We start from the raw sequence: 24,211 nt of genomic DNA, 5'->3' as shown, positions 1-24,211 counted from the left end.
ATTTAAAAACAAGAATCATGGAAAATAAAAAAGTTTGGTTCGTTACCGGGGCATCAAAAGGCCTGGGACTAACCTTGGTAAAAAAATTATTGAGTAAAGGTTATGATGTTGCTGCAACATCGAGAAACGTAGAAGACTTATCAAAAGCTGTCGGCTCGTTTAACAACTTCCTCCCCTTATCTGTTGATTTGCTGAGCGAAGAAAGCGTTGAAAAAGCTGTAGGACAAACGATTAACAAATTTGGCCAGTTAGATTTCGTTGTAAATAATGCCGGTTACGGCATGCTTGGCGCTTTAGAAGAACTAAGCGACCAGGAATCCCGCCAGAATTTTGACGTGAACGTTTTCGGCTCGCTAAATGTAATAAGAAGGGTGATGCCACAAATGAGGAAACAGCAGTCTGGCCACATTTTTAATATCTCGTCTATTGGCGGTTTTTCTGGCAACTTTCCAGGTTTTGGAATCTATTGCGCTACCAAGTTTGCTGTTGCAGGCTTCACAGAATCGCTGGCTGCAGAAGTAAAACCGCTCGGAATTAAAGCTACAGTTGTAGAGCCTGGCTATTTTAGAACAGCATTTTTAAATCCGGACTCCTTAGCGGTTCCTAACAACCCGATTGATGCATACAAGGAAGTTCGTGATTCGCAGGCTGCGCACCAAAACGACATCAACAACCAACAACCCGGCGACCCGGAGAAAGCCAGTGATGTGATTATTTCCGTTGCGGAAAGCAATAATGCGCCGCTACATCTTTTTCTTGGGCCGGATGCTTATGAGCTTGCAAATGCAAAAATTGCTGATGTGCAAAGAGATATGGAAAGCTGGAAAGCCCTTGCCACCGCGACAAATTTCAGTTAAGGCTCATTAAAAGCTTACATTACTACCATCAAGTAGAGCGCAAGCATCAAATGTGATAATTGAAACGGTACTAAACTGAATTACGACAGTTTTAATGAAAAGGGATGAGCGATTATCCCTTTTTCCATTTTATGCTACAACCGACCGCCTTATTTGATGCAACTGATGTTTTTTTCCCGCAGATAAATGGCTTATTGCATTCTGCACATCGTTAATCTTTTCCTGATTGTTGGCCTTTTGCATTTTTATAATCTGAAAGCGAAACCATTTTTTGATTCAATGTTTTTTGAGGAAAATCACTAACAAAATCGCAAAGATTACAATTCTTAGTTTGTGCTTTAACTAATACTGCATTCAGAATAAACCAATTAAAAACAAGTGCTTAAGATGTCTATTTTAGGTTTAACAGCGTATTTCTAAGTTCGGTTTCTGTAAATTCCTTTTCGTAAAATCGCCTTACCTTCTTTTTTACAAACAAAGTAGCCGGTATAGCACCAGACCATTTGCGGTCTATTCGTTCTATGTATTTTTGCTGGTCTGGCTCATTTAAAAGAAAAACTTCAGCTTTAATGCCATTTTTAGCAACAAACGGATTAACTTCTTTGTGCAGTTTAGATTTAAAGTCGAGGCTAATCAACAAAACTTTAATGGGTTGTTTGGCATATGCCACCCGGATTTTTTCAAAATTTGGCAATTCTGCCACACATGGCGAACACCAGGTAGCCCAAAAATTTACGATGTAAGTTGTATCCTTTCCCTTTGCAAAACGATTATCTAACTCATCAAGCGTAAGCAGTTTAACCTGTGCGTTTGCAGAGTAAGTAATTATAAATAAGGAAATTATCAAAGAGATACGCATAACCATAAAATGAATGTTTACCGAATTTAGTTTGCTAGCCTAACGACCCAATTAATTAACAGAGCCGGATTTTACCAGCACTTTTTGATATGCGGGTAGATTTAAATCATCAACAATTACACCACGGGTTGTGCTGGCGTGAACAAAAAAACCATTATTAAGGTAAACCCCAACATGGTCTACATCGTTGCCACCAAAAGAAAAGAACACCAAATCTCCTTCCTGCAAAGCGCCGTAGCTTTTCTTTCTTGCAAAATTAGCTTGGTCGCGGGAAATTCGCGGTAAGCTCACACCATAAATTTCCTTTTCCAACAAAAATGCAAAGCCGGAACAATCAACACCACTTTTATCCAAGCCTCCAAAACGATATTTTACGCCAGTCCATTCGGTAATAAATTTATAAAGTTCCTTGCTTTTGAGGTTTGCCATAGCATCGGCTGCCTTAGAAGCTTTTGAATCACTTTTTACCGCAAGTTTCTTAGAACCACAGGCTGTTAATACCAGTGAAAGAAGCAAAACCAGCCAGAAAGAATATTTCGTTTTTATCATCTCTTTTTTTTTTGAATACCCGCTTAACGATGAACAAAATGAGCGCATTTTACTTCTTTGCCAATTCCTCCCATACTGTTTTTGAAAGGGTTAATTCTTTATCAGGCGTTGTATTTCATCCAGCTTAAGCAATGCTTCAACCGGTGTCAACGCATTTACGTCAAGGTTATTCAGCGTGTCTCTAATTTTAACTAAAACCGGGTCATCAATTGCGAACATTTGCAACTGGTAGGCCTGATTCTGAACTTTTTTTATGCTGTCTTTAATACTTTGTCCTTCAGTTCTGTCAATTTCCAGCTTCTTTAAAATCTCGTTCGCCCTGCCGATTAATTTTGGTGGCATACCAGCCATTTTCGCTACGTGAATCCCGAAACTATGCTCACTTCCGCCAGGAATTAATTTCCTTAAAAAAATAACCTTATTAGTCATTTCCTTCACAGAAACATTGAAATTTTTGATACGGGGCATGGTATTAGCCAACTCGTTCAACTCGTGATAGTGTGTTGCAAACAACGTTTTCGGCCGGGAAGTTGGGTGTTGGTGCAAAAATTCGGCAATGGCCCAGGCAATTGAAATCCCGTCATAAGTGCTCGTTCCGCGACCAATTTCATCTAATAAAATCAAACTATTGTCTGAAATATTGTTCAATATACTGGCCGTTTCATTCATCTCAACCATAAAGGTACTCTCGCCGGATGAAATATTATCTGAGGCGCCCACACGAGTAAAGATTTTATCAACTAAACCTACATCAGCAGCCTTGGCAGGAACAAAACAGCCCATTTGAGCCATTAAAACTATTAAAGCAGTTTGCCTCAAAATCGCCGACTTACCAGCCATGTTCGGCCCGGTTATCATAATTATTTGCTGGGAATCCGTATCCAGATATACATCATTGGTAATATACTCCTGACCCACAGGCAATTGCTTCTCAATAACCGGGTGGCGACCCCCCTTAATATCAAGAACTTTTTCTTTATTTAAGCTCGGCTTAACGTAATGATTTTTCTCTGCAAGCTGAGCAAAGCACAACAAACAATCAAGTTGGGCAATCAAAAATGAATCCAGCTGAATTGGCTTGATATAACTTGCCGTTTCGTACATCAATTCATTATACAAGCGGATTTCTATAGCCTGAATTTTTTCTTCAGCGCCTAAAATCTGCTCTTCATATTCTTTAAGTTCGGGTGTGATATAGCGTTCGGCGTTAACCAAAGTTTGCTTCCGGATCCACCCATCAGGAACTTTGTCTTTGTGCGTATGCGTAACCTCCAGGTAGTAGCCAAACACATTATTAAAAGAGATTTTCAAAGATGGAATCCCAGTCGCCTCTGCTTCACGTTTTTGAATTTGAACCAGGTAATCTTTACCACCAAAAGCAATTTTCCGCAAACGATCTAAATCTTCGTCGATACCGTCATTAATTACGTTGCCTTTAGTTAACAAAGCCGGTGGCTCAGCTTGCAGTTCGCGTTCAATTCTTTCGCGAATGGCCAAACAAGGGTTAAGCTGATCTGCAATTTTAACAAGAAAAGGATTTTTTGAACTTGCAGCAAGGTTTTTAACAGCCTCAATATGTACTAATGCTCTTTTTAAAGCAACCAATTCTCTGGGTCCTACGCGTTGTAAACCTACTTTTGAAATCAACCGCTCTATATCGCCAATTTGTTTAATGTGGGTCAAAAACTGTTGCCGGATTTCTTCGTTCTTTACAAAAAAATCGACCATCCCCAGGCGTTCCTCAATAGATTTGAGTTCCTTAAGTGGCATAATAATCCACTTTTGGAGTAACCTGGCGCCCATTGGTGTGCAAGTGTGGTCGAGAATATCAAAAAGCGTTACCGCATTATCATTTGCAGAACTCACCAACTCTAAATTGCGAATTGTAAAGCGATCCAACCACATGTATCGGTCTTCTTCAATTCTGCTAATTGAGGTAATGTGCTGTAAATTTCGGTGTTCGGTTTCACCCAGATAATGCAAAGCCACGCCTGCGGCAACAATCGCACTTTGCAGGCGCTCAATTCCAAAACCTTTCAACGAGGCAACATCAAAATGTTTGGTTAACGTTTCCTCTGCATAATCCAATGTATATGGCCATTCGTCTAAACCAAAAGTATAAAACCTATCGCCAAACTGTTCTAAAAATGTCTGCCGCTTGGCTTTCTGAAATAGCACCTCCGATGGTTTGAAACCTTGCAAAAGCTTGTCAATGTAATCGCTGTTGCCTTGGGCAATCATAAACTCGCCTGTAGAAATGTCTAAAAATGAAACGCCAATTTGCGTTTTATCGAAAAAAACTGAAGCTAAGTAATTGTTTGATTTTTGATTAATAATGTTGTCGCCATACGCAACACCCGGCGTAACAAGTTCAGTAACGCCACGTTTAACAATAGTTTTAGTTGTTTTCGGGTCTTCGAGCTGGTCGCAAATGGCTACACGCTGCCCTGCCCTAACCAATTTCGATAAATAATTATCTAAAGAATGATGCGGAAAACCCGCAAGTTCAAGCGCACCACCGTTTGGGCCAGTACCGCGTCTGGTTAGCACAATGCCTAATATCTGTGCTGTTTTTATGGCATCCTCACCAAAGGTTTCGTAAAAGTCTCCAACCCTGAAAAGTAAAAGCGCACCCGGATACTTCGCTTTAATTGCGTTGTATTGCTGCATTAACGGCGTTTCTTTGTTCGTATCTTTAGCCAAAACTCAAATTAATTTGCAAAAGCTATAAAGATAGCACGATTACGCATTCTACAGCTGTTTTGTTGAAAAGTTGAAAAAATGTTTTTCAGCAAATCAGTTAGTTATTATTCTTAGTAAATGAACAGTTCTCTACTTTTCGGATGCTGCAGTCCTGCTATTCACTTTACTTCGTTTCACTTCGTGCTCGTTCCTATCAGGTTTATCAACAAAGTATGCTCGTATGCAGAGGGTTACTAAATTTAATGCTAAAACAAAAACGTTTCTGCATCTCAACTGTTAATCTAATATAATTTAACCTAATATCTTTTATTATGACGATTCAACTTAATACCGACAAAAATCTAACAATACACCAGGAATACGAAGACAAAATTCAAAGCCAGATTAATGATGCTTTAAGCAGGTTCGATGATTTAATCAGCCGTTTAGAAGTTCACCTGTCTGACGAAAATGGCAGCAAAGATGGCTTGGAAGATAAGCGTTGTTTATTAGAGGCCCGTATTTCGGGTAAAGAACCGGTAGCGGTTACCAACTTCGGTAATAATTACGACCTAGCAATTGCCGGTGCACTAACAAAATTAAAAAGTAAGCTGGAAACGATAGCAGGAAAACTGAAATCACACTAAAATAGAAAAAAGGCAATCTGAAAAAATTGCCTTTTTTATTTTAAACCGTTGTTGGTTCAAGCTGATCGATATAAGCTAAAAACATCCTTAATGCCTTAGTCCTTTCTTCGGTAACTTCGAATTGAAGTTTGTTATATAAATAATCCTCTAAATCAAAGTTTTCAGTTGGTTTCAAGGCTTTTAATACATCTTGTCTGTGTGCTAAGCCAAGTTTCATTGCTGCGTTAAACTCAGCCTTAAATTCTGGAGAAATGTCTTTGTTTGCCACCCATGCAGCATACATAAAAGGCAGTCCGGTAAAATTTTTCCATTCCTCACCCATATCATATGCGTATGCATAATCGCCCTTTTTACCGAAAGTTCTATCGCCTATTAATACAATGGCATCCGTTTTTGCAAGCGGATCGGTTGTAAAATCGACTTCCTTTTTCCAATAGAATTTCAGGAGCACTTTGGCAAGGTTGTTCGACGTCCGGGAATGAGAGTCCAATTTCAGACTCTTTATTTCTTCAACAGGCACATCACTAAAAATGAATACAGAATTCACTGCTCCATCACTTCCTATACAATAATCGGCAACAATGTTTGCATTTGGCACCATTGGAATTGCAGCTACAGGCATTAAGCCCATATCTACTTCACCACTAATCACTTTAGCAGCACAATCTGATGGAATATCTAAACTTAAATCTATTTTGTTGCGGATATCCGAATGTTCGAGTCCGTATATAAATGCTTTGGTGTTGGTGTAAGCAACAGCCGATATTTTAATTTTATCCAATGTATTAAACTGTTATTTTCAATTAAGGCCATCAATTTATGGCACAAATGTTATCTCGTAACTAAGCCATCGAGGTGAACAGCACTATTAAATTCGACAACCGAAAATTTACCATCCTCAAAGCCCATTTTATATAAAACGGTATTTTGATGTGGAAACTCAGTCATTTCATTTAACGGCTTCCCAAGCAGAAGACAAAGAAAAACCCGCATTGCTCTGCCATGCATGCAAAGTAAAACTGTTTCTTCCTGCGGTCTGCCTGCCAAAACTTCCATGGGTTGTTTTAGGCGCTCATAAACATCCTGAACGCTTTCGCCTGCTTCAAAATGAGCTGTGTAGTCGCCATCCTGCCACGCCTGTAACATATCACGAAAAGCATCTCTTGAATCTTCAGTATTTGGTTTACCTTCCCAAACACCCCAGGCCAATTCATCCAAACCCGAAAGCTTTTCCCACGGAATCCCTGAATCAATGAATTTCTGAACGGTTTGCCAAGTTCTCTTTAAATCGGAAGTGTAAATTTTATCGAAGGAAACGTCTTTATATTTTTGATAAAAAGCTTCAGCCTGAGCTCTACCCGTATCATTTAAGTCAGAATTTATGCCTCTACCCTGTACTATTCCCTGTCTGTTCAGTTCTGTTTCGCCGTGGCGGATAATATAGATAAGCTTCATTTAATGTTTGTTTTTGGAATTTAAGAAGGATTAAATTTTGGCTAGGTACGAAAGTAACTGTCACAAAACCCACCATTCAAAATTTAATTTACAACGGGCAATTTATAATACGCAGGCTTCTTTTCTTCTTCAAAAACAACATGCTCAAAATCCGTAACTACATTATAAAGTGTATCACGTTCTATCGCTTTACGGCCAACATGCTTAATTAGGTTAACCAATTCGCGGGTGCTCATCGCTGGTGTTTGCTCTTCGGCGCCAGCCATAGAATAAATTTTCGTCGTATCATCTAATGTGCCGTCAATGTCGTCGACACCATAGTTTAGCGATAATTGCGCAGTTTCTCTACTTATCATCGCCCAGTAAGCTTTGATGTGGTCGAAATTATCCATATAAATACGGGCGATGGCATAATTTCTTAAGTCTTCAATTACAGACGATTCTGGTACATTGCTCATCTGATTATGTTGGTTCCGGAATTTCAACGGTATAAAGGTTTGAAAACCACCGGTTTTATCCTGAAGCGTCCTTAGTTTTTCCATATGATCTACGCGATGCCAGAACTGCTCAATATGACCATAAAGCATAGTGGCATTACTTCTCATACCCAAATTATGCCACTCTTCGTGTATCGCAAGCCATTGTTCACCTGTACACTTATCTTTAGCAATCTGTTCACGAATTTCGGGATGAAAAATCTCTGCACCACCGCCTGGCATAGATTGCAAACCTGCATCTTTCATCAATTTCATACCAGTAGCATAATCAATTTTAGCTTTTTTGAAAATATAATGGTATTCGACAGGCGTTAAGGCTTTTACATGTAAACCAGGGCGATGTTCTCTAATCGCAGTAAATAAAGCTGAGTAAAAAGCAACATCGTACTGCGGTAAAACGCCGCCAACAATGTGCACTTCTGTTACAGGCTCATCATCATATTTTTTAACAATATCGAGCATTTGCTCCATTGTTAACGCCCAACCCTCTTCCTTCTGTTTAATTAAACGCGAATACGAGCAGAATTTACAATCGTAAACACAAAGGTTTGTAGGTTCGAGGTGGAAATTACGATTGAAATAAGTTTTATCGCCATGCTTTTCCTCTCTGATGAAATTAGCTAAAACGCCCAGATAACCAAGCTCAGCGTGTTCGTAGAGGTAAACACCCTCGTCAAAACTAATTCTGTTTCTATTTAGGACTTTGTGCGCAATATTTAATAGTTCAGTTGATAATGATGTATCAGCTAATATTTTTTCAACCTGCTCAGTTGTATTCATTCCTGATTTATTTTCGACAAAAATACGACATTGAGGCGATTCGAAAATCATTTTCTTGTAACAAACAGCCATGATGCCGGAGATTCGGTAACCTTAAACGCTAAATTCATCTGGTGCATAGTCCAGTTGACTTCAAATTTGCCGGATATCCGGACTTGTAAGGGCTACGATTAAATTGAGCGGAATCTTTAGGCATAAAAAAAGCACCTCTGTACAGAAGTGCTTTAATATTAATTGTGTTTGTTAATTTCTAATTTACCGCCGGAGAAAAACTTAACACAATGTTAGCCGTTTTACCGCCGAATTCAATTGGTGATTTCAGCACCATGTTGCCTTTAGATAGCTGAGAAAGCACCAAACGATAGCCTTCAGTTACATTCTTAGCTTTATCACCTTCAAAAATTTTCTTGAATTGAAAAGTCTCTTCAGCTGGTGTGGCGGACCAGTAAATGGTTTGCATTACAGCGCCACAAGCACTTGATGCAGGCAAAGTGTAAGAGCCATTTCCGCTATTTGTTAATTTCCAGGTACTGCCCTGAAAGCATTTGTAAGATTTTTCGCCAAATAAACCTTGAACAGCCTGATCTGGCAATCCTTCTAAAGTGATATTGTTCAAAACCCAGGTGCCTGTAACGGTACCCCTGCCACCACTAATGCCGCTTGCAGCATTTTTTGTAGACGAACAACTTTGTAACATTACCAAAGTAGAACACGCTATTGCGATAGCTATAAATAATCTTTTCATTTTTGTTTAATTTAATTTTCGGGAAACTGGTTACATAAATCTTGCCAAAACAATTACGAACCTTAAATTAGCGGCAAATTATTAAATTGCATTCCCTTTAACCCGACTAAAATTTTACCGATAATGAAACCCGAAACCCTTGCTATCCACGCGTCTAATATTGTAAAAAGTACCACTGGTGATGTTACCTCGCCAATAAATTTATCTACAACTTTTTTCCGCGATGAAAATGGAGGTTATCCCGGCGGACATATGTATAGTAGGGTGAGTAACCCAAATCGGTCTGCTTTAGAAAACACCGTTGCTAAACTTGAGTATGGAGCAGCTGCTGCCGCCTTCGCTTCTGGTAATAATTGTGGAATGAGTTTATTTCAGGCGCTAAAACCGGGAAGCCATATCATAGCACCCGATGATATGTACTGGGGCATTAAAAAGCAACTGCTTACCATTTTTAACGAAACGCTAGAATTTGATTTTGTCGACCAAACCAATCTTGCGTTAATCGAAGCAAGCATAAAACCCAACACAGCCTTAATTTGGATTGAAACGCCCTCTAACCCTTTATTAAAAGTTACGGATATTGAGGCAATTTCCAGCATTGCAAAATCCAGAAACATCACTTTGGCGTGCGACAGTACTTTTGCTTCGCCAGTTTTACAGAATCCAATTTTGCTCGGTGCAGACATTGTAATGCATAGCAGCACAAAATATTTGGGCGGCCATAGCGATATTTTAGGTGGGATTTTAGTCTCTGCCAAACAGGATGCACTTTGGGAAAAAATTATAAACGTTCAGCAAACGGGCGGTGCCGTGCCTTCGCCTTTCGATTGTTTTTTACTTTGCAGAAGCATAAAAACCCTCGCCTATCGTATGAAAGGCCATTGCGAAAATGGAAAACAAGTTGCGCAGTATTTAGCTAAGCATCCAAAAGTTGAAGCGGTGTTTTACCCCGGACTGGAAACCCACCCGCAACATGAAATCGCAAAAAAACAAATGAAAGATTTTGGTGGAATGATGTCTTTTTTGGTTAAAGGCGATGTAGAGGCTACCAGTAAAGTAGTAAATGGTGTGCAACTATTTGCGCAGGCCACAAGTTTGGGTGGTGTAGAAAGTTTAATCGAGCACCGTTTTTCAGTTGAGGGTCCTGATAGCAAAACACCAAAAAATCTTTTACGGATTTCAGTTGGGTTGGAACATCCAGATGATATAATCGCTGATTTGGAGCAGGCACTCGGATAGAATTTGCGTATGCGGATGAGCGCTAGTTAAGCTTGGGCATCCATAAATGCGTAATCGTGAATTGCAAGAGCGCACTTAGCGCACATACAGACAAGAATTTTTGTGTTTAAACCCGATTGTAGCGACAGCCCCCCGATTTTTTTTCGGGGCTATAGCAAAAAGCGGGACTGCAATTGCCTAAGAATTACAATCCCGCTCATTTCCAAAACCTATTTTGGATTACAAACCGTTACTAACTTTGCTGAGTAATTCGCATTTAATGGCTCGTTTGTTTGTGCCAATCGCTGTGAACCTGTATTTGCCGGGCACGCGATATCGCCTGCTGCATCATAAACCACTTTGTTTCCATTCGCTAACAATTCTTTGGGCACATAAACCTGTACCTTTGTAACAGAATACCCTGCAGGAAAATAGCGGACATAATAGCCATCAGGATGCTTTGTCCATATGCCGCTCGGTACATCGGCCCTTGGCGGCGCCATGCCGGCAATTATTGCATATCGTTCCATATCGGCATAGGTGTAATTACCGGAAGAAACCAGTTGGCGGATGTTATTTTCGGCCTCGAAAACGGCCTTGATGCCTGATGGAAGCTGGTCTTTGGCTTTCTCCATCACATCAAACGGTAAAACACCCAAGGCTCCACCTTCTAATTGTGTTAACTGCTTTGGTGTTAAAAGTTTTAGTGCTGTAAGTTTCACGGTTCCGGCGTAATCGGCAAATTTTGTTCGGGCTATAATTGTCCACAACAAAATCTGGATATCATGTTGCTCAACATCCGGATGCTTTTCAGCACTCTTCAAAATTGACACAACAATTTCTTCTTTCGGACCCAGCACTGGTGCAAACATGTATCCATCGCCTTTTGAAGGCGCATAAGTCCCTGCTTTTAAACAGTAACTTTTATTTGTCATTTCATAAAAGCCTTCGCAAAGTACAAAACCACCTTCAGGATTTTTTGGTAATAAATACAATGGTTGAAATTTAGCGTTCGTGTTAAAGTCTGGCATTTTTTCACCGTCGCGATTTACATCCTCGAATGAGGTTGTAATGGCTGCTGGTTGCTTTAAAAATTTATCGACACCAAGTGCTTTTGCGCCCTGGGCAGTGCCAACTTTTAATAATTTGTCTTTTAAACCGCCGAACTGTGCCTGAGCTGTTAACCCTGAAAACGTAACAAGCAGAGCTAATGAGATAGATTTGATTTTTTCCATAATGATTAGATAGGTGATACAAACATAAAATTTTTAAGGTTAACTTTATGTTAGTTCATTATAGGTTTGCTGGTTAAAATTAATTGAGCTGATTTACAAGTGGTTCATAAAAATTCAAAATTTAATTTTGTTGTTTAAAATATAATTCAGACATTTGAAATATTATTTGGTGTAAAGCAAATAAAAGTCAATTCTTAAATCGGATTGATTTATAAAGAAGTGGCGAGAGACTGGCTCAATGACCCACTGGCAACCCTCAGAGAGAGAAGGTGCCAATTCCTGACCGGCTAACATGGTGTTATACGGAGATATAAATTATAAAGATGAAAACATTTAATCTTCAATCGCAAGGCGAACAAAATCAAAACCTTGAACGGGTAGAATATTCTTCTATTTTATTGATTTGCAATGATATGCAAGCGATTACTTGTATGCGCTGTTGCATGCAGTAAGTTAAAAATCTTCCCTTTTTGTTTATTTTTTTTAAACTGGAAGGTCCCGGGAAATCGGGATACGCCCAAGCTAGCATATAGGTTTCTGTAATTAAAAGTTTAACGGATGCCTGTTAAATTAAATATTTTATCATTTAACATTCAATTAATAAGAAAATGTCAACTACATATAAATTTGAAACTTTACAACTACACGCTGGCCAGGAAATAGACCCAACTACAGGTTCAAGAGCCGTTCCAATCTACCAAACAACATCATACGGCTTTAAAAATGCAGAGCACGGCGCTAATCTATTTGCATTAAAGGAGTTTGGGAACATTTACACACGCTTAATGAACCCAACAACCGATGTATTTGAAAAAAGAATTGCGGCATTAGAAGGGGGAATTGCGGCTTTGGTGGTAGCATCTGGGCAGGCAGCCCAATTTATTGCGTTACACAATATACTAGAGGCTGGCGACAGTATCGTATCATCATCGCATATTTATGGTGGAACTTACAACCAGTTTAAAGTTGCCTTTAAACGTTTAGGCATACAGGTTGATTTTGCCAACCCGGATGTTCCGGATGAATTTGAACAAAGCATTACAGGAAAAACTAAAGCAATTTACCTGGAAACGATTGGCAATCCGGCATTTAGTGTTCCCGATTTTGAAAAGATTGCTGCAATTGCCAAGAAATATGATATCCCTTTAATTGTAGACAATACTTTTGGCGCTGGGGGATATTTATTTAAACCCCTTGAGCATGGCGCAAACATTGTGGTAGAATCTGCCACAAAATGGATTGGCGGACATGGAACAAGTATTGGAGGCGTTATTGTTGATGGTGGTAACTACAATTGGGGCAATGGCAAGTTTCCTCAATTTACAGAACCTGCTGAAGGTTACCATGGTTTGGTTTTTAATGATGTTTTTGGAATTGGCGGCCCGTTTGGAAACATTCAGTTTATAATCAGGGCTCGGGTTGAAGGCTTGCGGGATTTAGGGCCGGCGCTTTCACCGTTCAATTCATTTCTTTTATTACAAGGTTTAGAAACTTTATCACTTCGCGTACAGCGCCATGTAGATAATGCTTTGGAATTGGCCATCTGGTTGGAAAATCATCCTTTGGTTAAAGAGGTTCATTATCCGGGCCTGGCGAGCAGCAAATACAATAGCCTGGCTAAAAAGTATTTAAGCAATGGTTTCGGCGGAGTCTTGTCATTCGAATTAAATGGAACCAAAGAAAGTGCTACACAGGTTATTGATAATTTAAAACTGGTTTCACACCTGGCTAACGTGGGTGATGCGAAAACGCTGATCATTCAGCCATCGGCCACTACGCACCAACAGCTAAGTGATACCGAACAATTAGCCGCGGGCGTAAAGCCAAACGCTTTAAGGGTTTCTGTTGGTATAGAGCATATCGATGATATTAAGGCAGATTTCGAACAAGCGTTTGCATCCATTGGCGCTCAAAGAACCGTCGGAAGTTTGCAATCCTAAAATCAATTATTACGAGAATACATATTATAATGAGCACATCAGCTACTTACAGTTATCCCAAACAATTCAAGCTAGAAAACGGAAAAAAAATCCGGAATCTAAAAATTGCCTATCAAACTTTTGGAAAATTAAATGCCGCTAAAGATAATGTGATTTGGGTGTGCCATGCATTAACTGCAAATGCCGATGTTTTTGAATGGTGGGAAGGTTTGTTCGGCCAAAATGCTTTGTTTAACCCGAATGAGCACTTCATCGTTTGTGCAAACGTTCTAGGTTCTCACTATGGCACTACAAATCCATTGAGCACAAATCCGGTTACTGGTTCACCTTACTATTTATCATTCCCACAATTTACCATCCGCGATTTCGTTTCTGCGCATCAGGTGCTGGCTAGTTACCTGGGTATTGAGAACATCAGATTGCTCATTGGCGGTTCATTGGGCGGTCAGCAGGCAGTAGAATGGGGCATTATCGAACCTACCAGGATTGAAAATCTAATTCTGGTGGCAACCAATGCAGTGCATTCACCGTGGGGAATCGCCTTTAATGAAAGTCAGCGTTTGGCCATTACAACCGATAGAACTTTCTATGCCAATAAAAAAGATGGCGGTAGCAAAGGCCTAAAAACTGCAAGAAGTATAGCTCTTTTAAGCTACCGGACCTACCACGCATATAGCAGCACGCAAGTTGAAAGTGATAACGACAAAACGGACAATTTCAGGTCTTCGTCTTACCAAAATTATCAGGGTGAAAAACTGATAAATCGCTTTAATGCTTATAGTTACTATTATTTAACTAAAGCAATGGATAGCCATAATGTTGGCCGAAACAGAAAATCTATTGCGGAGGCACTAAAACTGATTAAAGCAAATACGCTGGTTATCGGCATTGAGAATGATTTTCTCTTCCCGATTTCAGAGCAGAAATACCTGGCAGATAATATTACAGATGCAGAATTTGCCACCATTCACTCGGAATACGGACATGATGGTTTTATAATTGAAACAAATGCTTTAACAAACATTATCGGAACGTTTATCAAAGAAAGCAGACATAAAAAAATTATTAAGCTACAACATACTGCCTGATGAGGTTGAGGTTTGGTTTCTGCATGGTTTATTTAATGACCTGAGGGGCGATAACTGATTATAGCCATAGAAAAGCACATTAAAAATTTGAATTTAAATTACCAACGGGTGTTTTCATAGCACTACAAAATAAAAAACATTTGAATGGCGAGTCTTCAGGCACTCAATTTTAATACCTGAGCCTCGCTACCTGATACAATAAAAATCATGAGTAAAAATTTAAAAATTGGATTATTTGGTTTCGGAGTTGTAGGCCAGGGTTTATTGGACATTATTCAAAGCCAAAACCTGAACCTCGAAATCGTTAAAATAGCAATTAAAGACCCGAGAAAGAAACGGACCCTCAATAAGGAATTGTTTACAACCGATAAAAACGAGATACTAAATAACCCTGAAATCAATACCATTGTGGAGTTGATAAATGATGCAGACGCTGCTTACGATATTGTGACTAGTGCATTAAAAAATGGTAAACACGTGGTTTCGGCCAATAAAAAAATGATTGCCACGCGTTTGAAAGAACTGGTAGAACTGCAACAGCAACACGGAACGTCGTTACTCTATGAAGGGGCTGTTTGCGGAAGTATTCCTATAATCAGAAACCTGGAAGAATATTATGACAATGAGCTTTTCCATGCATTGAGCGGTATTTTCAATGGTTCTTCAAATTACATCTTATCAAAAATTTTCAACGAAAACCAAAGTTATGATGCTGCTTTAAAAGAGGCCCAAGACCTGGGTTTTGCCGAAACTGACCCTATTTTAGATGTTGGAGGTTACGATCCGAAATACAAACTGGCCATTGCAACGGCCCATGCGTATGGTTTGTTTGTTAATCCAGATGCCATCTTAAATATCGGTATTCAAAATTTATCTCAACACGATATTAAATATGCTCGCGAGAAAAACTTCAAAATTAAGCTTGTACCAACAGCAAGAAAGGTAAATACGAAGGATGTAGTAACTTATGTTTTACCAAAATTAGTGGCGAAAGACGATTTCCTATACAATGTTGAAAACGAATATAACGCAGTAACCGTTCAGGCTGCTTTCGCCGATAAGCAATTCTTTTTTGGCAAAGGTGCCGGTGGCCATCCAACTGGCGCAGCTGTGCTTTCTGATATTGCTGCCCTGCGTTACGATTATCGTTATGAGTATAAAAAATACCATTCCGAAAATGGTGTAAAGCATACGGAAGACATTCTATTGGAAATTTACCTGCGTTACAGCGATGAAGATTTAATAAGCCTTTTGGCTTTTGACAATATTAGCGAGCGTTATGCCGCAAGTGAATACAAGTATGTAATTGGTACTGTAAAATTGCATAATCTTATTACCAACCGAGATTTGCTTTTAGAAAAAGATGTTTTTTTAGCCTACACAGGCAGGCAAATATACAGGCAGGAACAAGTTGCCGAGAACGTTTACGCAGCAGAATTAGCTGCACTTTAAAAATTTTTAAGGTTAATTTTTTTATTTGTTTTGTTGTTAAGCACAAAGGTCGGAGCGATTCCGACCTTTTGCGTTAGTTGCCTTCTTTAATGTATTTCTCAATAATTACCCTGTCGATTCCCTCCTTTTCAACCTGCTCTAAACCAGTTTGCGTTAAAGTATCATTTGCGAAAGTCAGCTTAAAATTAAAAGATTTGCCTTCCCAGTTTTTATTCTTATAATATTGAAGTTGTTCGGTATAATCATTACCCGTTAGCTTATAAGTGCCACCTCCTGCATCAAAGCCCGAGCTGTCCTTCGGATTTTTGTTATGTTTAAGAAAAGCAAAGTGCGTTTCGTTAATAATCTTAATCATGCTAAAATCCATGGGATAACTGGTCGTTCGTCCTGACTTTTTATCGTTAATTGTTCCTGAAATTAATTTCCAGGTACCCTGAATGGCTGGCTGATTCTCTGCTTCCTGATGACTTTTGTTTTTGCATGAAAACAAAAATACAACCGCAATAAAAATTAAACATTTTGACTTCATATTCCTAAATTAAATTATCCCCGGCCTGCCATCTCCATTAATTTCTTTGCCAAATCTTTTCCAAGATAACCATCAATTATGGCATGTACAAGGTATAGAATGGGCATCATCAGGATGGCAACAATAAATTTATAAGTGTAATTAACAAGGCCAATGGCCGCAACCATTTGCCAGCTGTAATGGTATTGCGGATTTAGGTAAAAGGCAATAAAAATTACCACAAAGCTATCAATTAGCTGAGATACAACTGTAGAACCGGTTGCCCGCAACCAAAGCGACTTCTCGCCCGTTATCTTTTTAATTTTGTGAAAGATTAAAACATCGGCAAGTTGCCCAACAATGAAGGCGATAATTGAGCCAACGATAATCCACATGCCCTGGCCAAAAATACCGGCGAAAGCATTATTCATATTTAAGTCTTCGCCATTAATGCTTTGATGAACCCAAAAATCGGCAGCGCTCAAATGCATGGAACCCCAAACCACTAAAAATGCGAAAGCAATTAAAATGGAGGTCATGATAGACAAAAACCGAACTTGTTTAACACCAAAATACTCGTTGATAATATCCGTCATGATGAAGATAATTGGCCAGGTTAGCACGCCTGCAGACATTACAAACGAGAGATTAGGGACGCCAAACAGGTTAATATCGAACTTCTTAAAACCAAGCGTTTCTTCAACGCTGAATAATTTAACACCAATAAATTCTGATAGTATTGCATTTGCCACAAAAAAACTCCCCAGAACGAGAAGTAAACGGCTTTCTTTAGTTTTAAAAGTCATAGACCATAAATCTAAAGATAAATCGAATCAGATTTACTTTTTAAGCATTAAATTTTAAAAACGTTACTTTTTACAATCCTTCAACCTTAAAAATAGTTTAAGAACTTAAATCTCCCAATCTTTGCGACTTCAAAAAAAAAGGGTATTCTTCATGGCCAAAAAACAGCACTTCTATCTTATATTAATTTTGGGTTCTTTAGCGGCGCTTGGACCATTCTCTATCGACATGTATTTACCGGGTTTTGTTGATATTGCAAAAGATTTAAAAAGTACCGAATCCACTGTAGCTTTGTCGTTATCTAGTTTTTTTATTGGTATTTCTGCCGGTCAATTGCTTTATGGTCCTTTGCTGGATAAATACGGCCGTAAAAAGCCACTGTATTTCGGTTTGGTGCTTTACATCTTTGCTTCTTTTTTATGTTTAGCAGTTACCGATGTTAACCAGCTAATTATTTTGCGTTTTGTACAGGCAATTGGCAGTTGCGCAACTGCAGTTGCATCGGTAGCAATGGTTAGAGATTTATTTTCTGTAGATGAGAGTCCGAAAGTATTTGCATCGCTCATGCTTGTTATTGCCGTTTCGCCGATGCTTGCCCCCACTGCCGGCGGTTATTTAATTTCAGCTTTAGGCTGGAAATATGTATTTGTCTTTTTAGGCATTATGGCCATTTTGATGTTACTGGCTTCAGTTTTTAAACTTCCGGAAAGCTATAAACCAGATCCAAACTATTCGCTGAAACCGAAGCCGATTTTAAAAAGCTTCTTAAGTGTTTTGAAAGAACCGCAATTTTCAACCTATGCATTAATCAGTTCTATTACTTTCTCCGGTTTATTTGCGTATGTTTCTTCATCGCCACAGGTTTTTATGAAAATTTATGAAGTGAGCAAAACTGGTTACGGCTGGATTTTCGCGTTACTATCAGTCGCTTTTATCGGCTCAAGTCAGTTAAACAGTTTAATTTTAAGGTGGTTTGGCAGCAAGAAAATCGTTACCTGGGCTTTACTGGCTCAATGTGCATTTAGTTTGCTATTTTTAGTTTTCGCATTAAACGATTGGCTTAATCTTTATTCTACAATCGGTTTTATCGCATTATTTCTTTCTTGCCTGGGCTTTATTAACCCAAATGCAGCGGCTTTATCGCTTGCTCCTTTTACAAAAAATGCGGGGAGTGCATCAGCGCTTATGGGCGCCTTGCAAATGGGCTTGGGCGCTTTAGCATCGGTAATGGTTAGTTTGTTTAGTGAGCATTCTGTTGTGCCAATGCCTTTAGTTATGACGGGAGCAGCATTTATCGCTTTAATTTGTTTGCTAATTGGCAGAAAATTTATTCGAACAGAAATAGAGGCATCTGCAGATGCTGCGATGGTTGGGCACTAAACTCCGTCCTGTCATATTATAATTGGTTTGAATATTTAACAGCCGCCAAAAATTATCTTGACCTAACAGTCGCATTGAATAATGGGATCTGCTTAGGATAAATAAATTTAGATGTAAGCAGCGGCTTTTCGATGCAGAAATCCCGGTATAGTAAATTCGCTTTTTGAAACCGCGAACTGCTGCGCTTTCTGAGCCATATAAACCCGATTGAAATGAAAAGCCCCAATTTTTCATTGGGCTTGCAATGCAAAGCGGGACAAACCCAAACCCATTAACTACTGTAACTGCTTTTCAAATAACCATTTAGTAAAGCAATTAGGGCGCTACCTAACAAGCAAATTATTCTTTAAAGTTTTTTTGCTATTTTCGCTTAGAACATGTTAAATATACAATCGAAACTTCCTGGCGTAAGTACTACCATTTTCTCGGTAATGTCTAAGCTTGCGGCAGAACACAATGCAATCAATTTATCACAGGGTTTTCCTGATTATTCTTGCGACCCAAAACTTACGGAACTGGTAAATAAGGCCATGGCGGATGGTTTTAACCAATATGCGCCAATGCCGGGCAATGTTTTTTTAAAAGAAACAATTGCTGAAAAGGTTGAAAATTTATACCAGGTAAAATACAATCCTGATACGGAAATTACCGTTACTGCCGGTGGAACTCAGGCCATTTTTACGGCTTTGGCTGCAATAATTAATCCTGGCGATGAAGTGATAATTTTTGAACCGGCCTATGACAGCTACGCACCAACTATAAGGCTTTTGGGTGGTTTGGTTAAAACCTACGAGCTTGCCCCACCGAGTTATGGCATTGATTGGGACATGGTAAAGAAGCTTTTTACCTCAAGTACGAGAATGATTATTTTAAATTCTCCACAAAACCCAACGGGAAGCATTTTAACGGAGAATGATATGAAATCGTTAATCAAACTGATTAACGGAACGGATATTTTAATTCTCAGCGATGAAGTTTACGAACATTTAATTTATGACGGTGAGCAACACAGAAGTGTTATGCTTTTTCCTGAATTGAGAGAAAGAAGCTTCGTTATTGCATCATTCGGGAAGCTTTTACATGCTACAGGATGGAAATTGGGCTATTGCCTTGCACCCGAACTGCTCACCAGGGAGTTTAGAAAAGTACACCAATTTAATGTTTTTAGCGTTAATAGTCCGATGCAGCAAGCTATTGCCAATTACATTAAAGAGCCGGGCAACTATACCGGTATAACTTCTTTTTTCGAAAAAAAGCGAAACTACTTTAGAAGCCTTTTGGCCGAAAGCCGGTTTGAGTTGCTACCTTGTAGTGGTTCGTACTTTCAATGTGCAAGCTACCGTAAAATCAGCGACGAGAAAGACACAGATTTCACCATCAGGCTGATAAAAGAATTCGGAGTTGCCACCATCCCGGTTTCGGCATTTTACCAGAAAGCAACAGACCATAAAATAATAAGATTTTGTTTCGCCAAGGAAGATTCTACACTTGCTTTGGCTGCAGAAAAATTGAGAAATGTTTAATCATCCCGTAATACTAAACATATGGAAGCACCTGTTTATACTCAAATAGAAAACCTGAAAGTAACTGTTTTTCAGGCTTACCTTTTTTGGGAAAACATAGAAAAAAACTTACAAAATCTTGCCCTACGCCTATCCATGGGTGTTCGGGAAAAAACCGACTTAATTGTTTTACCTGAGATGTTTAACAGTGGCTTTAGTATGAACTCGGAGGCCCTGGCCGAAGAAATGGGCGGTTTTACCATGCAATGGATGCAAAAAATGGCGCATCAATACAACTGCGTTATAACCGGAAGCCTAATTATAAAGGAGAATGGAAAGTATTACAACCGTTTAATTTGGATGGAGCAGAACGGGGACTATAAACATTATGATAAGCGACATTTATTCGGTTTAGGTGAAGAAGATAAGAATTTTAGTCCGGGAACAGATAAACTGATCGTTACTTTAAAAGGCTGGAAAATCAGGCTGGCGATTTGCTATGATTTACGTTTTCCGGTTTGGTTGCGCAACGTTAACGAAGAATACGACATTTTACTTTTAGTGGCCAGCTGGCCTGATAAGCGATCTGCACATTGGAAAGCACTAATTCCGGCCCGGGCAATAGAAAATCAAAGTTATGTGATTGCTGTAAACCGTGTAGGCCACGATGGAAACCAGGTTTACCACAGCGGCCATTCGATGTGTATAGACCCTTACGGAAGTACAGTTTACTATAAACCTGAGGACGAAGATTTATATACCTTCAGCATTAATTACGAAGAATTGGTAAAGATTAGACGTCAGTTTCCTTTTTTAAGAGATGCTGATAAATTTACCATAGTTTAGCACCAAATTACAACTCATAAACTTCAAAATAAACCACAGTTAATCCAATATGTTCAATCGTCGTAAATTTATAAAAGCCTCTGCCCTTTCTGCAGGTTTGTTAGCCATTGATAAAGCTGCTATGGCTGATGCGATTCCGCCTGTATCCACTCGTGCTACCAATATTCCTATCGTAATTTCTACCTGGGATTTTGGCATCGCGGCAAATGCCGATGCCTGGAAAGTGCTTTCTAAAGGCGGCAAAGCCCTTGATGCGGTTGAGCAAGGTGTTTGGGTGCCCGAGGCTGATGAAAAAAACCAGTCTGTTGGTTATGGCGGTTTACCAGACCGGGATGGAAAAGTAACCCTCGATGCCTGCATTATGGATGAAAATGGAAACTGCGGCGCTGTTTTGGCGCTTGAACACATTAAGCACCCAATTTCTGTTGCCAGAAAGGTAATGGAGAAAACGCCACATGTTATGCTTGCTGGAGATGGTGCTTTACAATTTGCGCTTGAACAAGGCTTTCAGAAAGAAAATTTGCTTACGCCTGCAAGCGAGAAGGCGTGGAAAGATTGGTTGAAAACGGCTAAGTATGAGCCTGTAATGAATATTGAAAACAAACTTTACGATAAAGCCGCTCCGCAAAAACTGCCAGGAAACCAGTATAATCACGATACAATCGGGATGCTTGCAATAGATAGCAAAGGCAATATTTCTGGCGCATGTACAACGAGTGGCATGGCTTATAAACTTCACGGCAGAATTGGCGACAGTCCGATTATTGGTGCCGGCCTTTATGTAGACAATGAAGTTGGTGGCGCAACATCAACAGGTGTTGGAGAAGAAGTTGTTCGAAATGTGGGTTCATTTTTGGTGGTTGAGCTCATGCGCCAGGGTTATACGCCGGAGGCTGCCTGCAAAGAGGCAGTTACGAGAATTATTAAGAAAAAACCCGAAACGGCAAAAAATATTCAGGTAGGCTTTTTAGCCATTAATAAAAAGGGAGAATATGGTGCTTATGCAATTCAGCAAGGTTTCAGTTATGCTGTTTGCAATGCAGAAAAGCAAGATTTATTAATCAAAGGTAAAAGTTACTATTAGTATGTCTAACCCCACTGCAAACATTTCCAATTTTTAAGAATCAATTAAGTTAGTTTATGAAGAATGATGCTTCGCCTTTATTCGCAAGGAGTTCAGGTTTGGAGGTTTGTGCAAACGGGTACGAATCTGCCTTAAATGCCCAGACTGGAGGCGCAATACGGGTGGAGTTTTGTGATAATCTTGCTGAAGGCGGAACGACCCCAAGTTATGGGCAACTTGCCTTTGCGAAGAAAAACTTGTCTATTGAAATCTGGCCGATCATTCGCCCACGTGGCGGTGATTTTCTGTATTCCGAGCTAGAGTTTGAATTGATGAAAGAAGATATAAGTGCCTGCAAATCGTTAAACTGTGACGGAATAGTGATTGGAATACTTAAAGCCGATGGAACTATTGATAAGCAGCGTTGTGCCGAACTGATTGAGCTGGCAAAGCCGCTACCTGTCGCCTTTCATCGTGCTTTTGATATGAGCAATAATATGGAACAAGCACTCGAAGATTTGATTGAACTTGGAGTTGTTAGGGTGCTATCATCTGGCGGGGCAAAATCGGCCATTACCGGTGCAGATGAATTAGCCGAATTAATTAAACTAGCAAATGGCCGAATTGCGATTATGCCAGGTGCGGGCATCAATAAAGAAAATATTTCTACGCTCATCAGCGCTACCGGCGCTACGCAATTTCATGCATCTGCTAAAAGTTTGGTTGCAAGTAAAATGGAATTTCGAAATGCAGAAACAAAGATGGGCAGCATTGAGGATGAATATCAATATGAGCAAACCTCGGTAGCGCAAGTTAAAGCCTTGGTTGAGGTTATAAGCAAATCTGTTAACAACGGTTAATTTGAGGTAGGTCCCTGATTAAAGAGGCGAAAACCACAATACTTGAAAATTCCATTTCAAAAAGTGGCAATTTTACGATAGTGGAGCGCTTTGACTTTAATTGCAATTAGCGGTTGATATTACCATTGATGCATAAACGCCTTGTTTTTTTCAGGCTTTTTTGGTTTCCCCACTCCCAGGAACATAACCTAATCCCGGCGTTAACCAATGTAATAAAATTACTCTCGAGTAACGATAATTAATTGGCGATAACAGAAGAACGCCGAACAAAATCAAACCAACATAATACCACAGGTTTTCGTAAATAAGTGGCAAACCTAACACATAAGATGCAACCCCGATGGTAATAATTTCCGCAACGTTCATCGCATAGCTAACAAACATAGCAACATAAAAAAAGCCAGGTTCACGCTCGAACTTTAAATTGCAAACCGGACAATTTATGTTTGTCTTTTGTAGTCTGAATGAATAAGCACTCCCCGTAAAGATATCGCCTTTGCGACAACGTGGGCATTTACACTGTATAACCGCCTGAAATTTAGAAAGCTCTGCCATAATTATTTTATTGATGAAGCAAATTTACCACTTCAAATGTTGCTAAATTATGATTTGAATCATATTAGCTCAAACATTGCAAACTGCCAAAGGTTCGACTGAAATCAAATCTTCATAATTTTTCCTCCAGCCAGTTGTAATAAGCCTTCGTTGGCAAGTTGCTTCACGCCTCTTATCACAGTCTCAACCCGCAAACCGGTCATATCCGCCAAATCCTGACGGGTAACTTTTAGGCGCTCGCCAGATTGTAAGTCTAGAAATAAATAATTGATAATCGTTTCAAGCCGATGCGCCGCTTTTTCGCTTGCGAGCTCTTCTAACATCATCGATTTATAAAAAAGCCTGTTGCTCAATACTTTTATCAAATTTATACTGAAAGCCGGATCGGTTTCCAACAGACTGAAAAAAGATTTTCTATTAACTTGAATTATTTCAGCGTCCTTATTAACAATTGTATATGCTAAATATGGCCTGTTAAGTATTAGAGCGGGTTCGCCGAAGTACTGGCCAGTTTTAAAAATGCCCTGAATAAATTCTTTTCCCTCATCGTTAACCGTTACCATCCGCACCTCACCTCTCCTTATAAAATAGACAAACCTCGGTTGCATTCCAGGTTCATAAATGATAGAATCTTTCTCGATTTTTTTAACCGGGTAACCTTTATCGATGAGTAGCTGGATGTACATTTA

General features: G+C 39.4%; 23 protein-coding genes and 1 riboswitch. Of the genes, 11 read left to right on the top strand and 12 right to left on the bottom strand.

Annotated features, from left to right (window positions below):
* Positions 1–17 precede the first annotated feature (17 nt).
* Complete coding sequence (locus tag AC0IWT_RS03350; protein ID WP_471795980.1) at positions 18–857, top strand: SDR family oxidoreductase; 840 nt, start codon at positions 18–20, stop codon at positions 855–857.
* Between the two features lie 391 nt (positions 858–1,248).
* Here AC0IWT_RS03350 and AC0IWT_RS03345 read toward each other — a convergent pair whose 3' ends face one another.
* The 3 genes from AC0IWT_RS03345 to mutS form a co-directional block, all read right to left on the bottom strand.
* Positions 1,249–1,722: a TlpA disulfide reductase family protein gene (locus AC0IWT_RS03345; RefSeq protein ID WP_471795979.1), complete on the bottom strand. Its 474-nt coding sequence runs from the start codon at positions 1,720–1,722 to the stop codon at positions 1,249–1,251.
* 45 nt (positions 1,723–1,767) lie between these two features.
* Positions 1,768–2,265 carry a C40 family peptidase gene (locus AC0IWT_RS03340; protein WP_471795978.1) on the bottom strand — a complete coding sequence of 166 codons (498 nt, stop codon included), beginning with the start codon at positions 2,263–2,265 and terminating at the stop codon, positions 1,768–1,770.
* 90 nt (positions 2,266–2,355) lie between these two features.
* Positions 2,356–4,968: a DNA mismatch repair protein MutS gene (mutS, locus tag AC0IWT_RS03335; protein ID WP_471795977.1), complete on the bottom strand. Its 2,613-nt coding sequence runs from the start codon at positions 4,966–4,968 to the stop codon at positions 2,356–2,358.
* A gap of 311 nt (positions 4,969–5,279) precedes the next feature.
* Between mutS and AC0IWT_RS03330 the strand changes: the two genes are divergently transcribed.
* Positions 5,280–5,594, top strand: a complete 315-nt coding sequence (locus AC0IWT_RS03330) for an HPF/RaiA family ribosome-associated protein (RefSeq protein ID WP_056872221.1) — start codon at positions 5,280–5,282, stop codon at positions 5,592–5,594.
* A 40-nt stretch (positions 5,595–5,634) separates the two neighbouring features.
* On the opposite strand, the gene AC0IWT_RS03325 is transcribed toward AC0IWT_RS03330, so the two are convergent.
* The 4 genes from AC0IWT_RS03325 to AC0IWT_RS03310 form a co-directional block, all read right to left on the bottom strand.
* Positions 5,635–6,375, bottom strand: coding sequence for a menaquinone biosynthetic enzyme MqnA/MqnD family protein (locus AC0IWT_RS03325; protein WP_471795976.1), 741 nt, complete (start codon positions 6,373–6,375; stop codon positions 5,635–5,637).
* Between the two features lie 50 nt (positions 6,376–6,425).
* Complete coding sequence (locus tag AC0IWT_RS03320; protein ID WP_471795975.1) at positions 6,426–7,049, bottom strand: histidine phosphatase family protein; 624 nt, start codon at positions 7,047–7,049, stop codon at positions 6,426–6,428.
* 83 nt (positions 7,050–7,132) lie between these two features.
* A complete protein-coding gene (mqnE, locus tag AC0IWT_RS03315) occupies positions 7,133–8,326 on the bottom strand; it encodes an aminofutalosine synthase MqnE (RefSeq protein WP_471795974.1) in 1,194 nt (397 codons plus the stop codon).
* A gap of 250 nt (positions 8,327–8,576) precedes the next feature.
* On the bottom strand, positions 8,577–9,071 hold the full coding sequence (locus AC0IWT_RS03310; protein ID WP_471795973.1) for a hypothetical protein: 495 nt from the start codon (positions 9,069–9,071) through the stop codon (positions 8,577–8,579).
* Positions 9,072–9,194: 123 nt separating this feature from the next.
* Between AC0IWT_RS03310 and AC0IWT_RS03305 the strand changes: the two genes are divergently transcribed.
* Positions 9,195–10,310 (top strand): trans-sulfuration enzyme family protein, encoded by a 1,116-nt coding sequence (locus tag AC0IWT_RS03305; RefSeq protein ID WP_471795972.1) that lies wholly within the window; start codon positions 9,195–9,197, stop codon positions 10,308–10,310.
* A gap of 209 nt (positions 10,311–10,519) precedes the next feature.
* On the opposite strand, the gene AC0IWT_RS03300 is transcribed toward AC0IWT_RS03305, so the two are convergent.
* Complete coding sequence (locus AC0IWT_RS03300) at positions 10,520–11,524, bottom strand: hypothetical protein (RefSeq protein WP_471795971.1); 1,005 nt, start codon at positions 11,522–11,524, stop codon at positions 10,520–10,522.
* Positions 11,525–11,730: 206 nt separating this feature from the next.
* Positions 11,731–11,841: riboswitch (SAM riboswitch) on the top strand.
* Positions 11,842–12,132: 291 nt separating this feature from the next.
* Between AC0IWT_RS03300 and AC0IWT_RS03295 the strand changes: the two genes are divergently transcribed.
* The 3 genes from AC0IWT_RS03295 to AC0IWT_RS03285 all read left to right on the top strand — a co-directional run bounded on the left by AC0IWT_RS03295 (position 12,133) and on the right by AC0IWT_RS03285 (position 16,004).
* Positions 12,133–13,464 (top strand): O-acetylhomoserine aminocarboxypropyltransferase/cysteine synthase family protein, encoded by a 1,332-nt coding sequence (locus AC0IWT_RS03295; RefSeq protein WP_471795970.1) that lies wholly within the window; start codon positions 12,133–12,135, stop codon positions 13,462–13,464.
* Between the two features lie 29 nt (positions 13,465–13,493).
* Positions 13,494–14,552: a homoserine O-acetyltransferase family protein gene (locus tag AC0IWT_RS03290; protein WP_471795969.1), complete on the top strand. Its 1,059-nt coding sequence runs from the start codon at positions 13,494–13,496 to the stop codon at positions 14,550–14,552.
* Between the two features lie 207 nt (positions 14,553–14,759).
* Entirely contained in the window at positions 14,760–16,004 is a 1,245-nt protein-coding gene (locus tag AC0IWT_RS03285) for a homoserine dehydrogenase (RefSeq protein WP_471795968.1), read from the top strand.
* A gap of 73 nt (positions 16,005–16,077) precedes the next feature.
* Here the strand turns inward: AC0IWT_RS03285 and AC0IWT_RS03280 are convergent, their stop codons facing one another.
* Both AC0IWT_RS03280 and AC0IWT_RS03275 read right to left on the bottom strand, forming a co-directional pair.
* On the bottom strand, positions 16,078–16,533 hold the full coding sequence (locus tag AC0IWT_RS03280) for a hypothetical protein (protein WP_471795967.1): 456 nt from the start codon (positions 16,531–16,533) through the stop codon (positions 16,078–16,080).
* Positions 16,534–16,547: 14 nt separating this feature from the next.
* A complete protein-coding gene (locus AC0IWT_RS03275; protein ID WP_471795966.1) occupies positions 16,548–17,318 on the bottom strand; it encodes a queuosine precursor transporter in 771 nt (256 codons plus the stop codon).
* 151 nt (positions 17,319–17,469) lie between these two features.
* Between AC0IWT_RS03275 and AC0IWT_RS03270 the strand changes: the two genes are divergently transcribed.
* The 5 genes from AC0IWT_RS03270 to AC0IWT_RS03250 all read left to right on the top strand — a co-directional run bounded on the left by AC0IWT_RS03270 (position 17,470) and on the right by AC0IWT_RS03250 (position 22,967).
* Positions 17,470–18,696: a multidrug effflux MFS transporter gene (locus tag AC0IWT_RS03270; protein ID WP_471795965.1), complete on the top strand. Its 1,227-nt coding sequence runs from the start codon at positions 17,470–17,472 to the stop codon at positions 18,694–18,696.
* Between the two features lie 377 nt (positions 18,697–19,073).
* Positions 19,074–20,219 carry a methionine aminotransferase gene (locus tag AC0IWT_RS03265; RefSeq protein ID WP_471795964.1) on the top strand — a complete coding sequence of 382 codons (1,146 nt, stop codon included), beginning with the start codon at positions 19,074–19,076 and terminating at the stop codon, positions 20,217–20,219.
* A gap of 21 nt (positions 20,220–20,240) precedes the next feature.
* A complete protein-coding gene (locus AC0IWT_RS03260) occupies positions 20,241–21,044 on the top strand; it encodes a nitrilase family protein (protein WP_471795963.1) in 804 nt (267 codons plus the stop codon).
* Positions 21,045–21,093: 49 nt separating this feature from the next.
* On the top strand, positions 21,094–22,128 hold the full coding sequence (locus AC0IWT_RS03255) for a N(4)-(beta-N-acetylglucosaminyl)-L-asparaginase (protein ID WP_471795962.1): 1,035 nt from the start codon (positions 21,094–21,096) through the stop codon (positions 22,126–22,128).
* 56 nt (positions 22,129–22,184) lie between these two features.
* Positions 22,185–22,967, top strand: a complete 783-nt coding sequence (locus tag AC0IWT_RS03250) for a copper homeostasis protein CutC (protein WP_471795961.1) — start codon at positions 22,185–22,187, stop codon at positions 22,965–22,967.
* Positions 22,968–23,117: 150 nt separating this feature from the next.
* Here AC0IWT_RS03250 and AC0IWT_RS03245 read toward each other — a convergent pair whose 3' ends face one another.
* Both AC0IWT_RS03245 and AC0IWT_RS03240 read right to left on the bottom strand, forming a co-directional pair.
* Positions 23,118–23,522: a hypothetical protein gene (locus AC0IWT_RS03245; RefSeq protein ID WP_056872205.1), complete on the bottom strand. Its 405-nt coding sequence runs from the start codon at positions 23,520–23,522 to the stop codon at positions 23,118–23,120.
* A 104-nt stretch (positions 23,523–23,626) separates the two neighbouring features.
* Positions 23,627–24,208: a Crp/Fnr family transcriptional regulator gene (locus tag AC0IWT_RS03240; protein ID WP_471795960.1), complete on the bottom strand. Its 582-nt coding sequence runs from the start codon at positions 24,206–24,208 to the stop codon at positions 23,627–23,629.
* Positions 24,209–24,211: the final 3 nt, after the last annotated feature.

The sequence above is a fragment of the Pedobacter sp. AC464 genome, assembly GCF_979253075.1.
Note: the sequence above shows the minus strand (reverse complement) of the source record. Positions and strands in the feature narration are given on the sequence as shown.

Coding starts and splice junctions, on each gene's coding strand:
- AC0IWT_RS03350 (WP_471795980.1), top strand. CDS start 18: ATGGAAAATAAAAAAGTTTGGTTCGTTACCGGGGCATCAAAAGGCCTG.
- AC0IWT_RS03345 (WP_471795979.1), bottom strand. CDS start 1,722: ATGGTTATGCGTATCTCTTTGATAATTTCCTTATTTATAATTACTTAC.
- AC0IWT_RS03340 (WP_471795978.1), bottom strand. CDS start 2,265: ATGATAAAAACGAAATATTCTTTCTGGCTGGTTTTGCTTCTTTCACTG.
- AC0IWT_RS03330 (WP_056872221.1), top strand. CDS start 5,280: ATGACGATTCAACTTAATACCGACAAAAATCTAACAATACACCAGGAA.
- AC0IWT_RS03320 (WP_471795975.1), bottom strand. CDS start 7,049: ATGAAGCTTATCTATATTATCCGCCACGGCGAAACAGAACTGAACAGA.
- mqnE (WP_471795974.1), bottom strand. CDS start 8,326: ATGAATACAACTGAGCAGGTTGAAAAAATATTAGCTGATACATCATTA.
- AC0IWT_RS03310 (WP_471795973.1), bottom strand. CDS start 9,071: ATGAAAAGATTATTTATAGCTATCGCAATAGCGTGTTCTACTTTGGTA.
- AC0IWT_RS03305 (WP_471795972.1), top strand. CDS start 9,195: ATGAAACCCGAAACCCTTGCTATCCACGCGTCTAATATTGTAAAAAGT.
- AC0IWT_RS03300 (WP_471795971.1), bottom strand. CDS start 11,524: ATGGAAAAAATCAAATCTATCTCATTAGCTCTGCTTGTTACGTTTTCA.
- AC0IWT_RS03295 (WP_471795970.1), top strand. CDS start 12,133: ATGTCAACTACATATAAATTTGAAACTTTACAACTACACGCTGGCCAG.
- AC0IWT_RS03290 (WP_471795969.1), top strand. CDS start 13,494: ATGAGCACATCAGCTACTTACAGTTATCCCAAACAATTCAAGCTAGAA.
- AC0IWT_RS03285 (WP_471795968.1), top strand. CDS start 14,760: ATGAGTAAAAATTTAAAAATTGGATTATTTGGTTTCGGAGTTGTAGGC.
- AC0IWT_RS03280 (WP_471795967.1), bottom strand. CDS start 16,533: ATGAAGTCAAAATGTTTAATTTTTATTGCGGTTGTATTTTTGTTTTCA.
- AC0IWT_RS03275 (WP_471795966.1), bottom strand. CDS start 17,318: ATGACTTTTAAAACTAAAGAAAGCCGTTTACTTCTCGTTCTGGGGAGT.
- AC0IWT_RS03270 (WP_471795965.1), top strand. CDS start 17,470: ATGGCCAAAAAACAGCACTTCTATCTTATATTAATTTTGGGTTCTTTA.
- AC0IWT_RS03265 (WP_471795964.1), top strand. CDS start 19,074: ATGTTAAATATACAATCGAAACTTCCTGGCGTAAGTACTACCATTTTC.
- AC0IWT_RS03260 (WP_471795963.1), top strand. CDS start 20,241: ATGGAAGCACCTGTTTATACTCAAATAGAAAACCTGAAAGTAACTGTT.
- AC0IWT_RS03255 (WP_471795962.1), top strand. CDS start 21,094: ATGTTCAATCGTCGTAAATTTATAAAAGCCTCTGCCCTTTCTGCAGGT.
- AC0IWT_RS03250 (WP_471795961.1), top strand. CDS start 22,185: ATGAAGAATGATGCTTCGCCTTTATTCGCAAGGAGTTCAGGTTTGGAG.
- AC0IWT_RS03245 (WP_056872205.1), bottom strand. CDS start 23,522: ATGGCAGAGCTTTCTAAATTTCAGGCGGTTATACAGTGTAAATGCCCA.
- AC0IWT_RS03240 (WP_471795960.1), bottom strand. CDS start 24,208: ATGTACATCCAGCTACTCATCGATAAAGGTTACCCGGTTAAAAAAATC.